Origin of the sequence: Streptomyces sp. NPDC051664, assembly GCF_044453545.1 — a bacterium.
Classification (GTDB): domain Bacteria; phylum Actinomycetota; class Actinomycetes; order Streptomycetales; family Streptomycetaceae; genus Streptomyces.
The window spans coordinates 316588-335524 of sequence record NZ_JBITCU010000001.1; the positions used below are offsets into that span (position 1 = coordinate 316588).

An 18937-nucleotide genomic window follows, 5' to 3' on the forward strand; every position below is an offset into this window, starting at 1 on the left:
GGAACCCCATGAGTGACCCTTCCTCCCCCTTCGGCTTCGAGCTCGTGCGGCGTGGTTACGACCGCGGTCAGGTGGATGACCGCATTACCAAGCTCGTCGCCGACCGTGATAGTGCTCTCACCCGCATCACGTCTCTGGAAAAGCGCATCGAGGAGCTGCACCTCGAAACGCAGAACGCCCAGGCCCAGGTGAACGACGCGGAGCCGTCGTACGCCGGTCTCGGTGCGCGCGTGGAGAAGATCCTCCGCCTCGCCGAGGAGGAGGCGAAGGACCTGCGCGAGGAGGCCCGTCGCGCCGCCGAGCAGCACCGCGAGCTCGCCGAGTCCGCCGCCCAGCAGGTGCGCAACGACGCCGAGTCGTTCTCCGCCGAGCGCAAGGCGAAGGCCGAGGACGAGGGCGTACGCATCGTCGAGAAGGCCAAGGGTGAGGCCACCTCGCTGCGCACCGAGGCCCAGAAGGACGCGGCGCAGAAGCGCGAGGAGGCGGACGCCCTCTTCGAGGAGACTCGCGCCAAGGCCGCCCAGGCCGCCGCGGACTTCGAGACCAACCTGGCCAAGCGCCGCGACCAGTCGGAGCGCGACCTCGCGTCCCGTCAGGCCAAGGCCGAGAAGCGCCTCGCCGAGATCGAGCACCGTGCCGAGCAGCTCCGCCTGGAGGCCGAGAAGCTCCGTACGGACGCCGAGCGCCGGGCCCGCCAGACGGTGGAGACCGCGCAGCGCCAGGCCGAGGACATCGTGGCCGACGCGAACGCGAAGGCCGACCGGATCCGCAGCGAATCGGAGCGCGAGCTGGCGGCGCTCACCAACCGCCGCGACTCGATCAACGCGCAGCTGACCAACGTCCGCGAGATGCTGGCGACGCTGACCGGTGCCGCAGTGGCCGCCGCCGGTTCGCCGGTGGACGACGAGCCCGTCACCCGTGGGGTCCCGGCTCAGCAGACCCGCTGACCCCGCAGTACCTCAGCTGTACCCCTTGCGCGCCCGGTTCCGCCCTTGTGGTGGCGCCGGGCGCGCGCCCGTTCTAGCGTGAGCGCATGATCGAGCTTGATGGTCTCACCAAGCGCTTCGGTAACAAGGTTGCCGTCGACCACCTCTCATGCCAGGTCAGGCCTGGAATGGTGACGGGTTTTCTGGGCCCGAACGGAGCGGGCAAGTCCACCACGATGCGGATGATGCTCGATCTCGACAACCCGACGAGCGGATCGGTGCGGATCGACGGCAAGCACTACCGCGAGCTGTCGGAACCCCTGAAGCACATCGGCGCGCTGCTCGACGCCAAGTCGATGCACGGCGGCCGCAGCGCGTACAACAATCTGCTCTGTCTCGCGCAGAGCAATCGCATCCCGGAGAGCCGTGTCCGGGAAGTGCTCGACACCGTCGGCCTGAGCGCGGTGGCGAAGAAGAAGTCCAAGTCGTTCTCTCTCGGTATGGGTCAGCGGCTCGGAATCGCGGCCGCGCTGCTCGGTGATCCCGAGATCCTGATGTTCGACGAACCCGTCAATGGTCTGGACCCCGAGGGAATTCACTGGATTCGCAATCTGATGAAGACGCTCGCGGCGGAAGGCCGGACGATCTTCGTCTCCTCGCATCTGATGAGCGAAATGGCCCTTACCGCGGAACACTTGATCGTCATCGGCCAGGGCCGGCTGCTCGCCGACACCTCGATGGCCGACTTCATCCACCAGAACTCGCGCAGTTACGTACGGATGCGCTCCCCGCAGCAGGAACGGCTGCGGGACGTGCTGCACGAGGCGGGCATCATCGCGGTCGAATCGGGGAGCGGCGTGCTGGAGATCGACGGCGCCACCGGCGAACAGCTCGGCGAGCTGGCCGCGCAGCACCACATCGTGCTGCATGAGCTGAGCTCCCAGCGGGCCTCGCTGGAAGAAGCGTTCATGCAGATGACGGCGGACTCCGTGGAGTACCACGCCCATGCGGACCACGCCGGGCCGCCACCGGCGCTCGCGGGCCCGCAGTGGGGCGAGCAGTGGAACCTGCAGTCCGGCACCCCCGGCCCCGGAAAGGGGGCGTGACGACGATGGCATCGGTACCCGCGGTCCTGAACTCCGAGTGGACCAAGATCCGTACGGTCTCCTCGACCACCTGGACCCTGATCTCCGCGTTCGTCGTGACCGTGGCGATGAGCGCGGCACTCTGCGCACTGATGAACGCCCAGTTCGACGATCTCCCCGCACCGGAGAGGGCCACCTTCGACCCCACCTTCCTCAGCTTCTCCGGCATGATCCTCGGTCAGCTGGCGATGGTCGTCTTCGGTGTCCTGGTGGTCGGTACGGAGTACAGCTCCGGCATGATCCGCACCTCGCTGGCCGCCGTACCGCAGCGCGGCTCGTTCCTCTTCAGCAAGATCGCGGTCGCCGGCGTGCTCGCCCTGGTGGTCGGCCTCGCCACCAGCTTCGTCACCTTCTTCCTCGGCCAGGCCCTGCTCGGCGACCACCGCACGGACATCGGTGCGGACAACGTCCTGCGCGCGGTCTTCGGCGGCGGCGTCTACATGGGCCTGATCGCGATCTTCTCCATGGGCGTGGCCACGATGCTGCGCAGCTCGATGCTGTCGCTCGGCATCCTGATGCCGTTCTTCTTCCTGGTCTCCCAGATCCTGTCGGCGGTCCCGGGCGCCAAGAACGTGGCCCGCTACTTCCCCGACCGGGCCGGCTCCAAGATCATGCAGGTGGTTCCGGACGCCATGCGCAGCGACCCGGCCCCGTACGGACCGTGGGGCGGGCTCGGCATTCTGGTGGCGTGGGTGGTGGCCGCGCTGATCGGCGGCTATCTCGTACTCAAGAAGCGGGACGCGTGATCCCGTAGGAAGCGGGAGGAAGCGGAGGAAAGCAGGAGGAAGAGATCCGGTTCGGTCCGATGGATGGGTGACGCACCCCCGCAACGGCTTGGCCGGAACCGTCAAGGCCTGGATATCCTCCTAACTCTTACGGGGGGCGTGCGGCCGGTCGGCCTGGGCCCCGACGACAGATAAGTCGATGGGGCTGGAGCATGATCGAGGCAGTCGGCCTGACCAAGCGCTACGGCGCGAAGACGGCCGTGTACAACCTTTCCTTCCAGGTGCGGCCGGGTGCCGTCACCGGATTCCTCGGTCCCAACGGGTCGGGCAAGTCCACCACCATGCGCATGATGCTCGGCCTGGACCGTCCGACAGCAGGCCGTGTGACGATCGGCGGGCACGCCTTCCGCAGCCTGCCGAACGCCCCGCGTCAGGTGGGTGCGCTGCTGGACGCCAAGGCGGTGCACGGTGGCCGCAGCGCCCGCAATCACCTGCTCTCGCTGGCCCAGCTCGCCGGCATTCCGGCCGCCCGGGTCGACGAGGTGCTCGGCGTCGTCGGTCTGCAGGACGTCGCGAGGAAGCGGTCCAAGGGGTTCTCGCTCGGCATGGGGCAGCGGCTCGGGATCGCGGCGGCACTGCTCGGCGACCCGCAGGTGCTGCTCTTCGACGAGCCGGTCAACGGTCTCGACCCCGAGGGCATCCTCTGGGTCCGCAACCTGATGAAGATGCTCGCCTCCGAGGGGCGCACGGTCTTCGTCTCCAGCCACCTGATGAGCGAGATGGCGCTCACCGCCGACCATCTGATCGTGATCGGCCGCGGGCAGCTGCTCGCCGACATGAGCGTCAAGGACTTCATCTCCGCCAACTCGGCCGATTTCGCCCGGGTGCGGGTCCCGGACGCGCAGCCGGAGCTGCGGGAGAAGCTGACCGCGTCGCTCACCGAGTCCGGTGGCCGGGTGATGTCGGAGCCGGACGGGGCACTGCGCGTCACCGGGCTGCAGCTGTCGCGGATCAGCGATCTCGCGCACGAGTCGGACGTCCGGCTGTGGGAGCTCTCGCCGCACCAGGCCTCGTTGGAGGAGGCGTACATGCGGATGACGCAGGGCGCCGTGGACTACCGCTCGACGGCGGACCAGCGGGCCGGGCTGCAGCAGCCCGTGATGGGCGGCGGGTACGCGCTGCCGCCCGCCCAGGAGGTGCCGCAGCAGGGCTGGTACGCCCCGCCGCCGCCAGGACAGAACCCGTACGCGGCGCCCCCCGTGGGCGCCCCGGCCGCAGCCGCCCCGGCCGTGCCCGCCACCGGCCCCGCAGACCTGACCCAGCGCGACACCAGCGAGGACGCCCGATGACAACGCCGCCGACCCCGCAGGCGCCGTACCAGCAGCAGGCGCAGCAGTATCCGCAGCAGCCCCCCGCCCCGCAGCAGGACTGGCAGGGGGCACCCGCCAGCCTCTACGCCTCGCCGATCCCGCAGCGGCGCGCCACCCTCGGTGACGCGCTCGCCTCCGAGTGGACCAAGATCCGTTCCGTGCGCTCCACGATGTGGACGCTCGGCATCATGATCGTGCTGCTGCTCGGCATCGGACTGCTGTCGGCGGTCGCCGTCGACGCGTCCGACGCCGAGCTCGGCAACACCCCCGTGCTCAGCCTCGGCTTCTTCGGGGTGCTCCTCGGTTCGATCTGCGTGATCACGCTCGGCGTGATGACCATCGCCTCCGAGTACGGCACGGGCATGATCCGGACGACGCTGACGGCCTGCCCCAGCCGCGGCCGGGTGCTGACCGCGAAGGCAATCGTCTTCTTCCTGCTCACCTTCGTCATCACGACCCTGACGACCGCGCTCGTCGCGGTGCTGCAGACGGCCATGCTGGGCGGCGCGGAGCCGACCGGCGGCGACTGGCTGCGCGCCACGGTCGGTGTCGGCCTCTACATCGCGACGCTGGGGCTGCTGTCGCTCGCGGTGGGCGCCCTCATCCGGCACTCCGCCGGCGCGATCACGATCATGATCGCCGTGGTGCTGCTGCCGCTCGTGCTGGCCATGTTCATGTTCTCGGAGTCGCTCGCCGACGTGCAGCAGGCGTTGTTCGAGTACTCGATCCCCAGCCAGCTCGGCGCGCTCTACGACGCGTCCGTGGCCTCATCGGGGCCGTCCGGATGGGAGCCGCTCTGGATCATGCTCGGCGTCACGGCCGTGGCCATGATCGGCGCCTATGTGTCGCTGGACCGGCGCGACGTCTGACCGGTCACCGGCCGGCGCAGCTCAGTAGCGCGGCGCGTTCCTGGACCGCTGCACCCTTGTGGTGCGGCGGTCCTTCGCGTTCCAGCAGGCCTTGTGCCAGTGCCTGCGGTCGTCGATCCCGCCGTACTCGGACCAGGCCACCAGATGCGGAACGCCGGACGGGATCTCCTGGTCGCAGCCGGGGCAGCGATACCGCTTGCCCGCCGCGCTCGCGCCGCTCACCGGGCGGACCGACCACTGCTCGCCCTGCCACTCCTCTGCGCGCCCTCCCCCGCCGTACCGCTCGTCCGCCTCGCTCGTGCTGCCGGTGGGACTCTCGCCGCCTCGGGGGCGGTTGCGGCGCGGGGACACGTGACACCTCACTGGGCGGGCCGGGCAGTTCCCGTCCAGCGTAGGGCCATTCGGGCGGGGCAGGTGTCCAGGAGACCCCGGAACGGGACCGGGACAGGACCGGGTTACCGGAAAATCGCAACAACTTCGCCGTGGACCGTGCCTTTGGCACGTGTCAGACGTTGTTGCCTATAGGGGAGAGCCGCGTCGGCCGCAAGGAGGCAATTGGCGATGCGCGTGGGAACGTTTGTACTGGCAGCCCAGTTTCCGGGCCAGGGGCCGGGTGAAGCGCTGCATCGCGCGATCCGGTCCACCGAGGTCGCGGAGGAATCCGGACTCGATTCGGTCTGGCTGGCCGAGCATCATTTCGTGCCGTACGGGGTCTGCCCGTCCGCCGTCACCCTGGCCGCGCTGCTGCTCGGCCGCACCCGCAGAATCCGGGTCGGTACGGCGGTGAGCGTGCTGCCGTCCCAGCACCCGGTCGCGCTGGGCGAGCAGGCCGCGCTGCTCCACCTCACCAGCGGAGGCAGGTTCTCCCTCGGCGTGGGCCGGGGCGGCCCCTGGGTGGATCTGGAGGTGTTCGGAGGGGGCCTGAAGGCGTACGAGAACGGCTTCCCCGAGTCGCTGGAGCTCCTGCTCGACTGGCTGAGCAAACCGCGCGTGGCGGGCCGTGGGGAGCGATTCGGCTTCCGTGAGATCGCGGTGGTCCCCCGCGCCGACGAACTGCTCGACGAGCACCGCGAGGACACCGCACAGGCGCCGGGCGGCCCCGAGGTGATCGTCGCGTGCACCTCGCCGAAGAGCGTGAAACTCGCCGCGGAGAACGGCCTGCCGATGCTCCTCGGCATGCACTGCGGGGACGAGGAGAAGGCCGAGATGGTCGCCCTGTGGCGCTCCACCGCCCTCGCCGCGGGCCGTTCCCCGGAGAGCGTCCGGGACGCGGGCCATGTCTCCGCGGGCGTCGCCCAGATCGCGGACCGGCGCGAGGAGGCCGTGGAGACGCTCGTGAAGGCTATGCCGGGCTGGCTGCGGCAGGGGCTCGACGCCCATGTGACGGTCGACGGCAGGCACCGGGTGATGCGCGATCCGGTCGCGTACACGGAGTTGCTGTGCGGTCTTCATCCGGTGGGCCCGCCCCGGCTCGCGGCCGACCGGCTCGCCGCCACCGCCGAGCGGACGGGCATCACCAGGTTCGCGCTCCTGGCGGAGGGTTCGGGAGATCTCGCGGCCACGGAGGAGAACGTAGCGCGACTGGGCACCGAGGTACTGCCACTCCTGACATGAACACCCGTATGAGGACGGGGAGCTGCCGCCCCGGAGCCAGTTGCACCTCCCGCGGCCCAGGGCGGCAGCAGAAGCGTTCAGCAGTCCCGAAGTTCGGGCGACTGGTTGAGCAACTGACCTCTCACCGAGGTGAATCGGGCCAACCGCTCGTCGACCGAGGCGTCCAGCGGGAACACCGCGACGCGGTGGCAGTTCTGGAATGCCAGGCGCACCCCGAAGTGCCGCTGCAGCGCACCGCGTATCGCATCACTCGCGAGCGCACGCAACAGCTGACCACGTGCCTGCTCGTCCGGCGGCGGCGTCTGGTTGTCGGCGAACTCTCCGCCGTCGACCTTCAGCTGGGCCACCAGAGAGCTGATCATCTCCCATGCATAGGGCAGGGAGGTCCGGACGCAGTCGACGAAGTCGGCTTCGTCGACCTCGCCTCGCTCGGCCTGTTCCAACAGCGCCGGTGAGACGTCGAGCGACATGGGTTCTCCTCTCGCGACCCCGGCGGACGGCCGGGGCCTTACGGGCAGGGAAGGAGGACGGCGACGCAGCGTACACACACGGCGACCTCCTGCTTCCACGGTAAGGGTGCAGTCCGGGCCGCACCAGGAGATTGGGAACACAACCGGCCAATAACGAAGGTGCGCAAAGAGGGGCAAGCCCGCGGACGGGAAGGGCTGTGACAGGCGGTGGTGATGGGTTGCCGGAGGGAGAATCGCGTGGAGCACCCGTCGTCGAGTAGCGTTGCCGACCATGCGTCTCGTCATCGCCCGCTGCTCCGTGGACTACGCGGGCCGGCTCACGGCCCACCTGCCCTCCGCTCCCCGTCTCATCCTGGTCAAGGCGGACGGGAGCGTCTCGATCCACGCCGACGACAGGGCGTACAAACCCCTCAACTGGATGTCACCGCCCTGCACGCTGAAGGAGGGCGCCGACGACACCGAAGGCGTCTGGACCGTGGTGAACAAAGCGGGCGAGAAATTGATCATCACGATGGAGGAGATCCTCCACGACTCGTCGCACGAACTGGGCGTCGATCCCGGCCTCATCAAGGACGGCGTGGAAGCGCACTTGCAGGAGCTGCTCGCCGACCGGATCGAAATCCTCGGCGAGGGCTACACCCTGATCCGCCGCGAGTACCCCACCGCCATCGGCCCGGTCGACATCCTGTGCCGGGACGCTGACGGGAGGACCGTCGCCGTCGAGCTCAAGCGCCGTGGTGACATCGACGGTGTGGAGCAGCTGACCCGCTATCTGGAGCTGCTCAACCGCGATCCCCATCTCGCCCCGGTGAAGGGCGTCTTCGCGGCGCAGGAGATCAAGCCGCAGGCCCGGGTGCTGGCGACGGACCGTGGAATCGGCTGTGTGGTCCTCGACTACGACGCCATGCGCGGCATCGAGGACGACAAGCTGCGGCTGTTCTGACGCCGTCCCCCGTACGCGCAAGGCCCCGGACCGCACATCGGCGGTCCGGGGCCTTGCGCGTACGAGTTCCGGTCCGTACGGGTCCGGTCTCAGGCCACCGTCGGCTCCACCGTGGTGCCGGACTCGCTCGTCGTCGTCGACGGGCCGCTCGCCGAGACGGACGTGTCCGGCGTGGTCGGTCCCGGGTCCGTCTCGGTCGGACTGGGGCTTTCCGTCGGCTCCGGCGAGGTCGAGGTGGTCGGCGTGGGTGTGGTCGGAGTCTTCGTGGGGCTCTTGGTCGGCGACTTGGTGGGCGTCCCCGGTGTGCTGGGCCTCCCGGTCGGCGGCCTGCCCGACGACGACGGGCTGTCGCTCGGCCCGGTCGATCCCGTGGACGGCGCACCGCTGCCGCTCGGGGTGATCCGGCTGCCGGACGGGTCCGGCGACGAGTGACTCCCGCTCGACGAGCCCTTGCCCGGTGTCGAGGCGTCCGTCGGCTCGTCGGCCGGAAACCCGCCGTCGATGTCGTCCTCGTCGGGCTGCTCGGTCGTGACACCACCGCCGTCCCGGGCGTCGCTGCTGGACGTCATGCCGAGCGTCACCACCGTGCCGAGCACAGCGGCCAGCACGACGCCCGCGCCCGCCGCAACGAGGTTGCGCCGGGCGCCGCCCAGCACCGCCGTCTTGCGGCCGCCGGACGCACCGGTGCCTGCCGCCGGGGCGACCCGGGATATCAGCGCGGTTTGGTCCTCGGACCTACGCGGCGCGGTCTTCGGCCCGCTCACCGGTACGGTCACGGGCAGGCGTGCCGACTCCTCGTACCGCGCGGCCGGCACCTCCTCACCCGACGGGCGGGTGCCGGGCACCTGTCCGCCGGAGCGGTCGGAGACCAGGGCGAGCGCGCGGCGTCCGGCCACCGCCCCGGACTTGTCGGCGAGCGCGCCGCGCATACCGATCGAGGTCTCCAGCTCGGCCCTGGCCCGGTCGAGATTGCCGGTACAGAGCGCGAGGACGCCCAACTCATGGTGGAAGTAGGCCTCTTCAGCGACCTCACCGGCGATCCTGGCAGCCTCCTGGCCGAGCCGCAGGGCCTTCTCCCAGCCTCCCCAGTGCAGCCCGGCGGCGAAGGCCGGGGCGGCGCTGCGGGCCAGCAGCACGGCTGCACTGACCTGTCCGGCCCCGTCGCCGGGGACCAGCTGGGTCATGGCTGCGATGATCGCGTCGGCCTCGGCCACCGCGCGGGCAGGGGTCACCGAGGGATGCCCGGACCACCAGGCGTAGTGCTGGGCCGCCGTGCGGGCCCGGTCGGCCGCGTCCTCGCCGTATCCGGCGGCCTCCAGCTGGGCGAGGACACCGGCGGCCAGCCGGTAGCGGGAACCGGCCGGGGAGAGCAGTCCACAGCCGGCCAGCTCGCCGAGCGCGGCATCGGCGTGGGTGTCCCCCACGAGCGCCGGCAGATGCGCCTGGTGCGGCACCTCGCCGCCGAGTGCGACCGCGAAGTGCAGGGTGTCGCGCGCGGGCCCGCTGAGCCGGGAAGCGAGCAGCGCGGCGGGCGCGGCCCCCTCGCCGAGGCTGGGCAGCGGTACGTCATGACCGTCGGCGTCCTGGCCGAAGGCGTCGAAGGAATCGTCGACGGGCCGGCCTTCGAAGTAACCGTGCTCGTCGTACGCGGTGGGGTCGGTGCGCAGCATGTCGCGCTGGCGAAGCAGGGCGCCGGCCTGGACGAAGCGCAGCGGCAGCCCTTCGGACTCGAACCAGAGGTCGCCCGCCCAGTTCGCCTCGTCCTCGGTGAGCGACCGCTCGACGACCTGTTCCAGCAGGTCGACCGAGGCACTGCGGCCCAGCCCGGCGAGGAAGACCTCTTCGACGTGCGAGTCGGCGGTGGGTGCGGCGATGTCGGGTGTCGCGGTGAGCAGGAACGCGCACTCCGGCGTCGCGTCGAGCAGCTCCTCCAGCGCGGCCCCGCCGAACTCCAGGTCGTCGAGGACGACGACGGCGCCGATACCCCTGACCTGTTCGAGGAGGGCGGCGCGGTCGGGGCGCAGCAGCGGCGCGTCGAGGACCGCCTCGTAGAGCCCGTACAGCAGGTCGGTGGCGGTGCGCTTGTGGCCGGAGAGCCGCACGACTCCGTCCGGAGCGAGGTCCGCGCAGTCGGCGGCGACGGCGTTCAGCAGCGCGGTGCGTCCGGATCCGGACGGTCCGGTGAGCCGCACCGAGCGGCCGCGCGCCAGCAGGCGCACCAGCCGCTCACGCTCCTCCGCGCGCTCCAGGAGCGGCAGTTGGGGGGAGGGGGGTCCCGGCGGTACGGGCGGTGCGGCCGCTCGCTCGCGGTCGGTGCGCTCGGCGGGGGTACGGCGGACCGGAGCGGCGGGCTGCTCCCCCGGGGGGCACAGCTCGACCTCGCTGCCGTCGACCGGGTTGACGGTGAGCAGGAAGTCGCCGGGGAAAAGCAGCACGACGCGAGCCTGCTGCGGCGGCTGCTGGCCGAATTCGGTGCTCAACGGGTCGCGGGACCGCCGTCGGCCGGTGTCCTCGCCGTAGCCGTCATTGTCATGGCCGAAAAATTCCGGCCCCCGGTGTGTCGGGTCCATCGCCAAACCCCCCAGTCGCGTCGCGCACGGTTGCCCCTCCCGGCCTCGCACGCCCTGCTGTCGCTTCTGGTCCGGTGTCCGCCGCATGGGTTCTGTCAATCGGTGGACGGCCGAACCCTAAACCTTCGCACAGTATCTACGAACCATCGGGGTGCCGCGCCGTCCAGGACATCACGGTCTCGTGAGGATTGTGTGGGTTCGGGCGGGTGGACGAGCGCCCCGACGCGCGTGCTAAACCCGCGGCAGGGAATCCGCGGCGATTCCGCCTTCGATCGCCAGAATGCGGTGCAGTCTCGTCGCCACCAGCAGGCGCTGCATCTGTGGTGGCACACCACGGAGCACCAGCCGCCGTCCGGCCCGCCCGGCCCGGCGGTGCGCGCCCATGATGACACCGAGACCGGTGGCGTCCCAGGAATCCAGCTCGGTCAGGTCGAGAACAAGGTCGCCGACCCCGTCGTCGAGGGCCGAATGCAGGACCGTACGGGCGTCCGCCGCGCTTCGGACGTCGAGGCGGCCCCCGACGACCAGCTCGGCGTGGTCGCCCCTGATGTGCATATGCGCTCCCCGGAAATGCTCCATGGCACGGTCGTCTGTCTGTTTCTGTCTCTGTCACAACTGACTGCGGCAACGACAGGGAAGTTTCCGTCTGTAAGCGAACCGATACCGAATTCACTCCGTGGAGTGACAACGGCCCGCTCAAGGACCACCGCAGCCGGGGAGTGACCCCCGTCTCCCCCGGGCGTGATCGACGGCAGATCAGGCGTCCGGGGGCCGAGAACGATCAGTAGGTGTAGAAGCCCTGCCCGCTCTTGCGGCCGATGTCACCTGCATCGACCATCCGGCGCATCAGCTCGGGTGCGGCAAACTTCTCGTCCTGCGACTCGGTGTAGATGTTGGATGTGGCGTGCAGCAGGATGTCGACCCCGGTGAGGTCCGCCGTCGCGAGCGGCCCCATGGCGTGACCGAAGCCCAGCTTGCAGGCGATATCGATGTCCTCGGCCGTGGCGACGCCCGACTCGTACAGCTTGGCGGCCTCGACGACCAGCGCCGAGATCAGCCGGGTGGTGACGAACCCGGCGACGTCACGGTTGACGACGATGCAGGTCTTGCCGACGGACTCGGCGAACTCCCGTGCGGTGGCGAGCGTTTCGTCGCTCGTCTTGTAGCCGCGCACCAGCTCGCAGAGCTGCATCATCGGGACCGGCGAGAAGAAGTGCACACCGACGACGCGCTCCGGGCGCTCCGTGACGGCCGCGATCTTGGTGATCGGGATGGCGGAGGTGTTCGAGGCGAGGACGGCGTCGGCCCGCACGATCTTGTCGAGGGCCCGGAAGATCTCGTGCTTGACCTCGAGCTTCTCGAAGACGGCCTCGACGACGACATCCGCGTCGGCGACCGCGTCGAGGTCGGTGGTCGTGGTGATGCGGGCCAGCGCGGCGTCGGCGTCGGCCGCCTCCAGCTTGCCCTTCGAGACGAACTTGTCGTACGAGGCCTTGATGCCGTCGCGCCCACGGGCCAGGGCCTCGTCGGTGACATCACGCAGCACGACGTCCCAGCCCGCCTGGGCGGAGACCTGCGCGATACCGGACCCCATGAGTCCGGCCCCGATGACGGCGAGCTTCCTGGCCACGTTCGCACCCCTTTGTGTCAATCCGCGACGGCCGACCTACCCGACGGCTCCACGGACGTATTCGTAACGCTTGTTCACATGCTCTCCGGCGGAGATTAGTACCCGTGGGGCGCGCTGGGGCGGTGAAGAGATACGCGTCACGTCTCACATGACGGACATCACACCGGTACGCGTCATTCGGTGGCGCGCCGCGCGCAGTTGAGCACTCCGCCGCCGAGGAAGCCGTGAAGCCCTCATGGCGTGCGCGTCCGCCCGTGCTCCGGACCGCCGGAGCGGGAACGGGCGCGGATAGGCTCGGCCGCATGGTCAATCTGACGCGCATCTACACCCGTACCGGCGACCAGGGCACCACTGCCCTCGGCGACATGAGCCGCACCGCCAAGACCGATCTGCGAATCTCGGCGTATGCGGACACCAATGAGGCCAACGCCGTCATCGGTACGGCGATCGCGCTCGGCCAATTGCCGGAGGAGGTCGTGAAGGTCCTCGTCCGCGTGCAGAACGACCTGTTCGACGTGGGCGCGGATCTGTCGACGCCGGTCGCCGAGAAGCCGAAGTATCCGCCGCTGCGGGTCGAGCAGAATTACGTCGACAGGCTGGAAGCGGACTGCGACCACTTCCTGGAGCACCTGGACAAGCTGCGGAGCTTCATCCTGCCGGGCGGTACGCCGGGGGCGGCGCTGCTCCATCAGGCATGCACGGTGGTCCGGCGTGCCGAGCGGTCCACCTGGGCGGCGCTGGAAGTGCACGGTGACGTGATGAACGCGCTGACGGCGACCTACCTCAACCGCCTCTCCGACCTCCTGTTCATCCTTGCCAGGACGGCGAACAAGGAAGTCGGCGACGTGCTGTGGGTACCGGGCGGCGAGCGGTAGGCGGCGGGGGTCCGCCCGGCCCGGCAGATGTCCTCAGCCGCCGGCCGGGCCCGTTCCGCTATCCCGAACGGAACGTCAGCCGGTTGCGGGGTCACTCAGGCCTAGCCGCCGGCCCCAAGCGACGTCTCTGGTACAGGAGTTGAGCATGTGAGGTTTACTTCCGATCTTTGGTCCAGACCTCTTGACGATTGGTCCAGACCTTCCTAACCTCACCGAACACACTGCGGTGAGCGCGCCACGACAAAGCGGGCTCAGGGCGGCGCAGGGTTGCAGTCCACGGACCACCCCCGTTTGTCCGGACCTCACCCGAGGAGCACCGTTGAGCACCGAGACCCCCCTACGCCGAACCAGATTCAGATTCGGCCTGGCCACCACCACCCGTACGAAGGCGATGGCAGGCCTCACCGCACTACTGCTCCCCCTCGCCGCAATGGTCGGACTGGCCGCCCCTGCCCAGGCCGCCACCTCGGCGACCGCCGCATACGTCAAGAAGTCCGACTGGGGCACCGGCTTCGAGGGCCAGTGGACGGTGAAGAACACCGGTACCACCGCCCTCAGTTCCTGGACCATCGAGTGGGACTTCCCCTCCGGCACGTCGGTCACGTCCGCCTGGGACGCCACTGTCACCAGCTCCGGAACCCACTGGACCGCCAAGAACGTCGGCTGGAACGGTGCGGTCGCCCCCGGCGCCAGCGTCAGCTTCGGCTTCAACGGCGCCGGCCCCGGCGCCCCCACCGGCTGCAAGGTGAACGGCGCCTCCTGTGACGGCGGCAGCGTCCCCGGCGACAACGCCCCTTCCGCACCCGGCACTCCGGCCGCGAGCAACATCACCGACACCGGTGTGAAGCTCACCTGGACAGCCGCAACCGATGACAACGGCATCAAGAACTACGACGTGCTGCGCAACGGCAACAAGGTCACCACGGTCACCGGCCTGACCTACACCGACAGCGGGCTGACCGCCGGCAGCGACTACTCGTACACGATCCAGGCGCGTGACACCGCCGACCAGACGGGCCCGGTCAGTGCCTCGGTGGCCGTACACACCACGGGCGGTGGCGGAAACCCCGACCCCGGCAGCAAGGTCAAGCTCGGCTACTTCACCGAGTGGGGCGTCTACGACCGCAATTACCACGTCAAGAACCTGGAGACCAGCGGCAGCGCCGCCAAGATCACGCACATCAACTACTCCTTCGGCAACGTCGCCGGCGGCCAGTGCGCGATCGGCGACGCCTACGCCGCCTACCAGAAGACCTACGACGCGGCCTCCAGCGTCGACGGCACCGCCGACACCTGGGACCAGCCGGTGGCCGGCAACATCAACCAGCTGCGCGAGCTGAAGAAGAAGCACCCGGGCCTCAAGGTCATCTGGTCCTTCGGCGGCTGGACCTGGTCCGGCGGCTTCACCCAGGCCGCGCAGAACCCCACCGCCTTCGCCAACTCCTGCTACAACCTGGTCGAGGACCCGCGCTGGGCCGATGTCTTCGACGGCATCGACATCGACTGGGAGTACCCCAACGCCTGCGGTCTGTCCTGTGACAGCAGCGGCGCCTCGGCCTTCAAGACCGTGGTCTCCGCGCTGCGGACGAAGTTCGGCAGCTCCAACCTGGTCACCGCGGCCATCACCGCCGACGCCTCGTCGGGCGGCAAGATCGACGCGGCCGACTACGCGGGCGCGGCCCAGTACGTCGACTGGTACAACGTGATGACGTACGACTTCTTCGGCGCCTTCGACGCGGACGGCCCGACCGCCCCGCACTCCCCGCTCACCTCGTACAGCGGCATCCCGCTGGACGGCTACAACAGCGACGCCGCCATCACCAAGCTCAAGGGCAAGGGCATCGCGGGCAGCAAGCTGAACCTCGGCATCGGCTTCTACGGGCGCGGCTGGACCGGCGTCACCCAGGCCGCCCCGGGCGGCACGGCGACCGGCCCCGCGCCCGGCAAGTACGAGCAGGGCATCGAGGACTACAAGGTGCTCAAGACCAGCTGCCCGGCCACCGGCACCATCGCCGGCACCGCCTACGCCAAGTGCGGCAGCAACTGGTGGAGCTACGACACCCCGGCCACCATCGCCGGGAAGATGACCTACGTGAAGAACCAGGGCCTCAAGGGCGCGTTCTTCTGGGAGTTCAGCGGGGACACCAGCAACGGTGAACTCGTCAGCGCGATCGACAGCGGACTGAGGTAGTCACCGCGGTCCTCGTGCAGAGCAGCGCGTAACCCCGAAAAGCAGCCGGGGAGACAGGTCCGCCCCCTGTCTCCCCGGTTCTTCGTTGTGCCCGCGGTCCTGCCCGTACATACGGCCCCTCGGGCCAGGTTCACCCTCCCCGGACTTCATCCGAGGGACCCCCTGCCGACAAGGCCCGTCCTCAAGCAACATTGACTCGCTGGCCGGGCGGAGCCGCCTCCAGCCAGGCGAGAAATCCGGTGAGGGCGTCCTCGCTCATCGCCAGCTCCAGGCGGGTCTCGCGGTGGAGACAGCCGAGCACGACGGCGTCGGAGAGCAGCGCCAGCTCCTCCTCGCCCTCGGGCAGCCGCCGGGCGACCACCTCGATCGCGGAACGCTCAAGAACCCGGCGGGGCCGGGGAGCGTACGAGAAGACCCGGAACCAGTCGATCTTGTCGCCGCTGTACCGGGCGACGCCGTACACCCAGCCCTTGCCCGAGAGATCGGGCTCGGCCGGCACATTCCACCGCACGCTGCAGTCGAACGTCCCACCGGAGCGCTGAATCAGCCGCCGGCGCAGGCCGAAGACGAAGAGACCCACCGCGACCAGTACGACGACCAGGCCGCACACCCACAAAGCGAGGACCATCTCCACCGACCTCCTCGCATCGTCGAGTAACGGATACCGCCTGGACTGCAACTGCACCTGCATCGCCTCAGCCGCGGCACGGTCTGGAGAGTTCCAGTTCGGGCCGCGGCTGAGGGTAAAAACTTTCGGCGGGGTGCTTAACGCACCGCCACCGCGCGGAGTCGGACATCGGCGCGACGCTCGGCGCCGCCGTCCGTCTCCGACTTCGCACGCTCCAGCGCACGCTCGGCGCGCTGGACATCGATCTCGTCCGCCAGCTCGGCGATCTCCGCCAGCAGCGACAGCTTGTCGTCCGCGAACGAGATGAAACCGCCGTGCACAGCCGCGACTACGGTTGAGCCCTCGCTCGTACGGATCGTCACCGGGCCCGACTCCAGCACACCGAGAAGCGGCTGGTGACCGGGCATGACGCCGATGTCGCCGGACGTGGTACGCGCGACGACCAGGGTGGCCTCGCCGGACCAGACACTGCGGTCCGCGGCGACCAGCTCGACATGCAGCTCAGCAGCCAAGAGTGGCTCCTCGGGTCACCACCCGGCCGTTGGAGCCGGGTGTTGGGTCAATTCTACGGGGCGTGGTGAGGGGGACGGGACGCACCCGCCCCCCTCGGTGAGCCATGGGCTCAGGAGACGCCGAGCTCCTTGGCGTTGGCCTTGAGGTCCTCAATGCCACCGCACATGAAGAACGCCTGCTCCGGGAAGTGGTCGTACTCACCGTCGGCGATCGAGTTGAACGCGGCGATCGACTCGTCGAGCGGAACGTCCGAACCGTCCACGCCGGTGAACTGCTTGGCGACGTGGGTGTTCTGGGACAGGAAGCGCTCGATGCGACGGGCGCGGAAGACCGTGAGCTTGTCCTCCTCGCCGAGCTCGTCCATACCGAGAATGGCGATGATGTCCTGGAGGTCCTTGTACTTCTGCAGGATTCCCTTGACCCGCATGGCGGTGTCGTAGTGGTCCTGCGCGATGTAGCGCGGGTCCAGGATCCGGGACGTGGAGTCCAGCGGGTCCACGGCCGGGTAGATGCCCTTCTCGGAGATCGGACGGGAAAGAACCGTCGTCGCGTCGAGGTGGGCGAAGGTGGTGGCCGGGGCCGGGTCGGTCAGGTCGTCCGCGGGGACGTAGATCGCCTGCATCGAGGTGATCGAGTGACCGCGGGTCGACGTGATGCGCTCCTGCAGCAGACCCATCTCGTCGGCCAGGTTCGGCTGGTAACCCACTGCGGACGGCATACGGCCGAGCAGCGTGGAGACCTCGGAGCCGGCCTGGGTGTACCGGAAGATGTTGTCGATGAAGAAGAGCACGTCCTGCTTCATCACATCGCGGAAGTACTCCGCCATGGTCAGACCGGCAAGCGCGACCCGCAGACGGGTGCCCGGGGGCTCGTCCATCTGACCGAAGACAAGCGCCGTCTTGTCGATGACGCCGGACTCGGCCATCTCCTCGATGAGGTCGTTGCCCTCACGGGTACGCTCACCGACGCCCGCGAACACCGACACACCGTCGTGGTTGTTGGCGACGCGGTAGATCATTTCCTGGATCAGAACGGTCTTGCCGACACCGGCACCACCGAACAGACCGATCTTTCCACCCTTGACGTACGGGGTGAGAAGGTCGATGACCTTGACGCCGGTCTCGAACATCTCGGTCTTGGACTCGAGCTGGTCGAAGCTGGGCGCCTTGCGGTGGATCGGCCAGCGCTCGGTGACCTCGGACTCGGCCTCGGGCTTGTTCAGGATCTCACCAAGGGTGTTGAACACCTTGCCCTTGGTCATCTCGCCGACCGGCACCGTGATGCCGGAACCCGTGTTCGTCACCGGGGCCTGGCGGACCAGACCGTCGGTGGGCTGCATCGAGATCGCGCGGATCACGCCGTCGCCGAGGTGCTGGGCGACCTCGAGCGTCAGCTTCTTCAGCTTGCCGTCCTCGGCCGGGTCGGCCACCTGGACAGTCAGCGCGTTGTAGATCTCCGGCATGGCGTCGACGGGGAACTCCACGTCGACGACCGGGCCGATGACCCGGGCGACGCGGCCCGTGGCAACGGCCGTCTCAACTGTGGTCGTCATTACTTGTCACTCCCCGCGGTCGCGTCGGCCAGCGCACTGGCACCACCGACGATCTCGCTGATTTCCTGGGTGATTTCGGCCTGGCGGGCCGCGTTGGCAAGCCGGGAGAGGCTCTTGACGAGCTCCCCGGCGTTGTCGGTGGCCGACTTCATCGCGCGGCGGCGGGCAGCGTGCTCGGAAGCAGCGGCCTGCAGCAGTGCGTTGTAGATCCGGCTCTCGACGTACCGCGGAAGCAGGGCGTCCAGGACGTCCTCCGCCGACGGCTCGAAGTCGAAGAGCGGCAGGATCTCTCCCTTGCCGTCCTCCTCCTTCGTGGTGTCGAGGCTGAGCGGCAGCATCCGGTTGTCCACCGGGTTCTGCGTCATCATCGAGACGAACTCGGTGAAGACGATGTGCAGCTCGTCCACGCCGCCCTCGGCGGTCTCCTGGGTGACCGCCTCGATCATCGGGGCAGCGGCCCGCTTCGCATCCGCATACGTCGGGCTGTCGGTGAAGCCGGTCCACGAGTCCGCGATCTTGCGCTCACGGAAGCCGTAGTAGGCGACACCCTTGCGGCCGATCACATATGTGACGACCTCCTTGCCCTCACCGCGCAGCCGCTCGGTCAGTCGCTCCGCCGCCTTGATGGCGTTGGCGGAGTAACCGCCGGCCAGACCGCGGTCGCTCGTGATGAGCAGGATCGCGGCCCGCGCCGGAGCGTCGGCCTCGGTGGTCAGCGGGTGCTTGGTGGTGGAACCGGTCGCCACCGCGGTGACCGCACGGTTCAGCTCGGTGGCATACGGCATCGACGCCGCCACCTTGCGCTGCGCCTTGACGATGCGCGAGGCGGCGATCATCTCCATCGCCTTGGTGATCTTCTTCGTGGCGGTGACGGAGCGGATGCGGCGCTTGTAAACGCGAAGCTGAGCGCCCATCG

At 69.2% G+C, this 18937-nt stretch carries 18 protein-coding genes; 9 read left to right on the top strand and 9 right to left on the bottom strand.

Annotation, left to right across the window (positions count from 1 at the left end; all coding sequences use genetic code 11):
- Positions 1-8 precede the first annotated feature (8 nt).
- The 5 genes from ACIA8E_RS01405 to ACIA8E_RS01425 all read left to right on the top strand — a co-directional run bounded on the left by ACIA8E_RS01405 (position 9) and on the right by ACIA8E_RS01425 (position 5035).
- Positions 9-947 carry a cellulose-binding protein gene (locus ACIA8E_RS01405; RefSeq protein ID WP_399293028.1) on the top strand — a complete coding sequence of 313 codons (939 nt, stop codon included), beginning with the start codon at positions 9-11 and terminating at the stop codon, positions 945-947.
- Between the two features lie 86 nt (positions 948-1033).
- Positions 1034-2032, top strand: a complete 999-nt coding sequence (locus ACIA8E_RS01410) for an ATP-binding cassette domain-containing protein (protein ID WP_399293030.1) — start codon at positions 1034-1036, stop codon at positions 2030-2032.
- Positions 2033-2037: 5 nt separating this feature from the next.
- Positions 2038-2817 (top strand): ABC transporter permease subunit, encoded by a 780-nt coding sequence (locus ACIA8E_RS01415; protein ID WP_399293032.1) that lies wholly within the window; start codon positions 2038-2040, stop codon positions 2815-2817.
- A gap of 191 nt (positions 2818-3008) precedes the next feature.
- Positions 3009-4145, top strand: coding sequence for an ABC transporter ATP-binding protein (locus ACIA8E_RS01420; RefSeq protein ID WP_399293034.1), 1137 nt, complete (start codon positions 3009-3011; stop codon positions 4143-4145).
- Positions 4142-5035 carry an ABC transporter permease subunit gene (locus tag ACIA8E_RS01425; protein WP_399293036.1) on the top strand — a complete coding sequence of 298 codons (894 nt, stop codon included), beginning with the start codon at positions 4142-4144 and terminating at the stop codon, positions 5033-5035. The genes ACIA8E_RS01420 and ACIA8E_RS01425 overlap by 4 nt, the downstream gene beginning before the upstream one ends.
- Positions 5036-5056: 21 nt before the next feature.
- On the opposite strand, the gene ACIA8E_RS01430 is transcribed toward ACIA8E_RS01425, so the two are convergent.
- A complete protein-coding gene (locus ACIA8E_RS01430) occupies positions 5057-5386 on the bottom strand; it encodes an ATP/GTP-binding protein (protein WP_399293038.1) in 330 nt (109 codons plus the stop codon).
- Between the two features lie 210 nt (positions 5387-5596).
- Between ACIA8E_RS01430 and ACIA8E_RS01435 the strand changes: the two genes are divergently transcribed.
- Positions 5597-6649: an LLM class flavin-dependent oxidoreductase gene (locus tag ACIA8E_RS01435; RefSeq protein WP_399293040.1), complete on the top strand. Its 1053-nt coding sequence runs from the start codon at positions 5597-5599 to the stop codon at positions 6647-6649.
- Positions 6650-6726: 77 nt separating this feature from the next.
- On the opposite strand, the gene ACIA8E_RS01440 is transcribed toward ACIA8E_RS01435, so the two are convergent.
- Positions 6727-7119, bottom strand: coding sequence for an SCO5389 family protein (locus ACIA8E_RS01440; protein ID WP_030971516.1), 393 nt, complete (start codon positions 7117-7119; stop codon positions 6727-6729).
- Positions 7120-7390: 271 nt separating this feature from the next.
- Between ACIA8E_RS01440 and nucS the strand changes: the two genes are divergently transcribed.
- Complete coding sequence (nucS, locus tag ACIA8E_RS01445) at positions 7391-8062, top strand: endonuclease NucS (RefSeq protein ID WP_030916012.1); 672 nt, start codon at positions 7391-7393, stop codon at positions 8060-8062.
- An 89-nt stretch (positions 8063-8151) separates the two neighbouring features.
- On the opposite strand, the gene ACIA8E_RS01450 is transcribed toward nucS, so the two are convergent.
- The 3 genes from ACIA8E_RS01450 to ACIA8E_RS01460 all read right to left on the bottom strand — a co-directional run bounded on the left by ACIA8E_RS01450 (position 8152) and on the right by ACIA8E_RS01460 (position 12262).
- Entirely contained in the window at positions 8152-10632 is a 2481-nt protein-coding gene (locus tag ACIA8E_RS01450; RefSeq protein ID WP_399293042.1) for an ATP-binding protein, read from the bottom strand.
- A 231-nt stretch (positions 10633-10863) separates the two neighbouring features.
- Positions 10864-11187 (bottom strand): STAS domain-containing protein, encoded by a 324-nt coding sequence (locus tag ACIA8E_RS01455; protein ID WP_250967584.1) that lies wholly within the window; start codon positions 11185-11187, stop codon positions 10864-10866.
- A gap of 226 nt (positions 11188-11413) precedes the next feature.
- On the bottom strand, positions 11414-12262 hold the full coding sequence (locus ACIA8E_RS01460) for a 3-hydroxyacyl-CoA dehydrogenase family protein (protein WP_399293044.1): 849 nt from the start codon (positions 12260-12262) through the stop codon (positions 11414-11416).
- 302 nt (positions 12263-12564) lie between these two features.
- Between ACIA8E_RS01460 and ACIA8E_RS01465 the strand changes: the two genes are divergently transcribed.
- On the top strand, positions 12565-13137 hold the full coding sequence (locus tag ACIA8E_RS01465) for a cob(I)yrinic acid a,c-diamide adenosyltransferase (protein WP_399293046.1): 573 nt from the start codon (positions 12565-12567) through the stop codon (positions 13135-13137).
- Positions 13138-13456: 319 nt separating this feature from the next.
- Positions 13457-15328 carry a glycosyl hydrolase family 18 protein gene (locus ACIA8E_RS01470; RefSeq protein WP_399293048.1) on the top strand — a complete coding sequence of 624 codons (1872 nt, stop codon included), beginning with the start codon at positions 13457-13459 and terminating at the stop codon, positions 15326-15328.
- Positions 15329-15509: 181 nt separating this feature from the next.
- Here ACIA8E_RS01470 and ACIA8E_RS01475 read toward each other — a convergent pair whose 3' ends face one another.
- The 4 genes from ACIA8E_RS01475 to ACIA8E_RS01490 form a co-directional block, all read right to left on the bottom strand.
- Positions 15510-15956 carry a DUF2550 domain-containing protein gene (locus ACIA8E_RS01475; RefSeq protein ID WP_030971527.1) on the bottom strand — a complete coding sequence of 149 codons (447 nt, stop codon included), beginning with the start codon at positions 15954-15956 and terminating at the stop codon, positions 15510-15512.
- Between the two features lie 137 nt (positions 15957-16093).
- The gene (locus ACIA8E_RS01480) at positions 16094-16468 is read right to left on the bottom strand and encodes a F0F1 ATP synthase subunit epsilon (protein WP_030971528.1); all 375 of its coding nucleotides are present in this window, start codon (positions 16466-16468) and stop codon (positions 16094-16096) included.
- 110 nt (positions 16469-16578) lie between these two features.
- The gene (gene atpD, locus ACIA8E_RS01485) at positions 16579-18021 is read right to left on the bottom strand and encodes a F0F1 ATP synthase subunit beta (RefSeq protein WP_399293049.1); all 1443 of its coding nucleotides are present in this window, start codon (positions 18019-18021) and stop codon (positions 16579-16581) included.
- Positions 18021-18935 (bottom strand): F0F1 ATP synthase subunit gamma, encoded by a 915-nt coding sequence (locus ACIA8E_RS01490; RefSeq protein WP_329160789.1) that lies wholly within the window; start codon positions 18933-18935, stop codon positions 18021-18023. The genes atpD and ACIA8E_RS01490 overlap by 1 nt, the downstream gene beginning before the upstream one ends.
- Between the last annotated feature and the right edge of the window lie 2 nt (positions 18936-18937).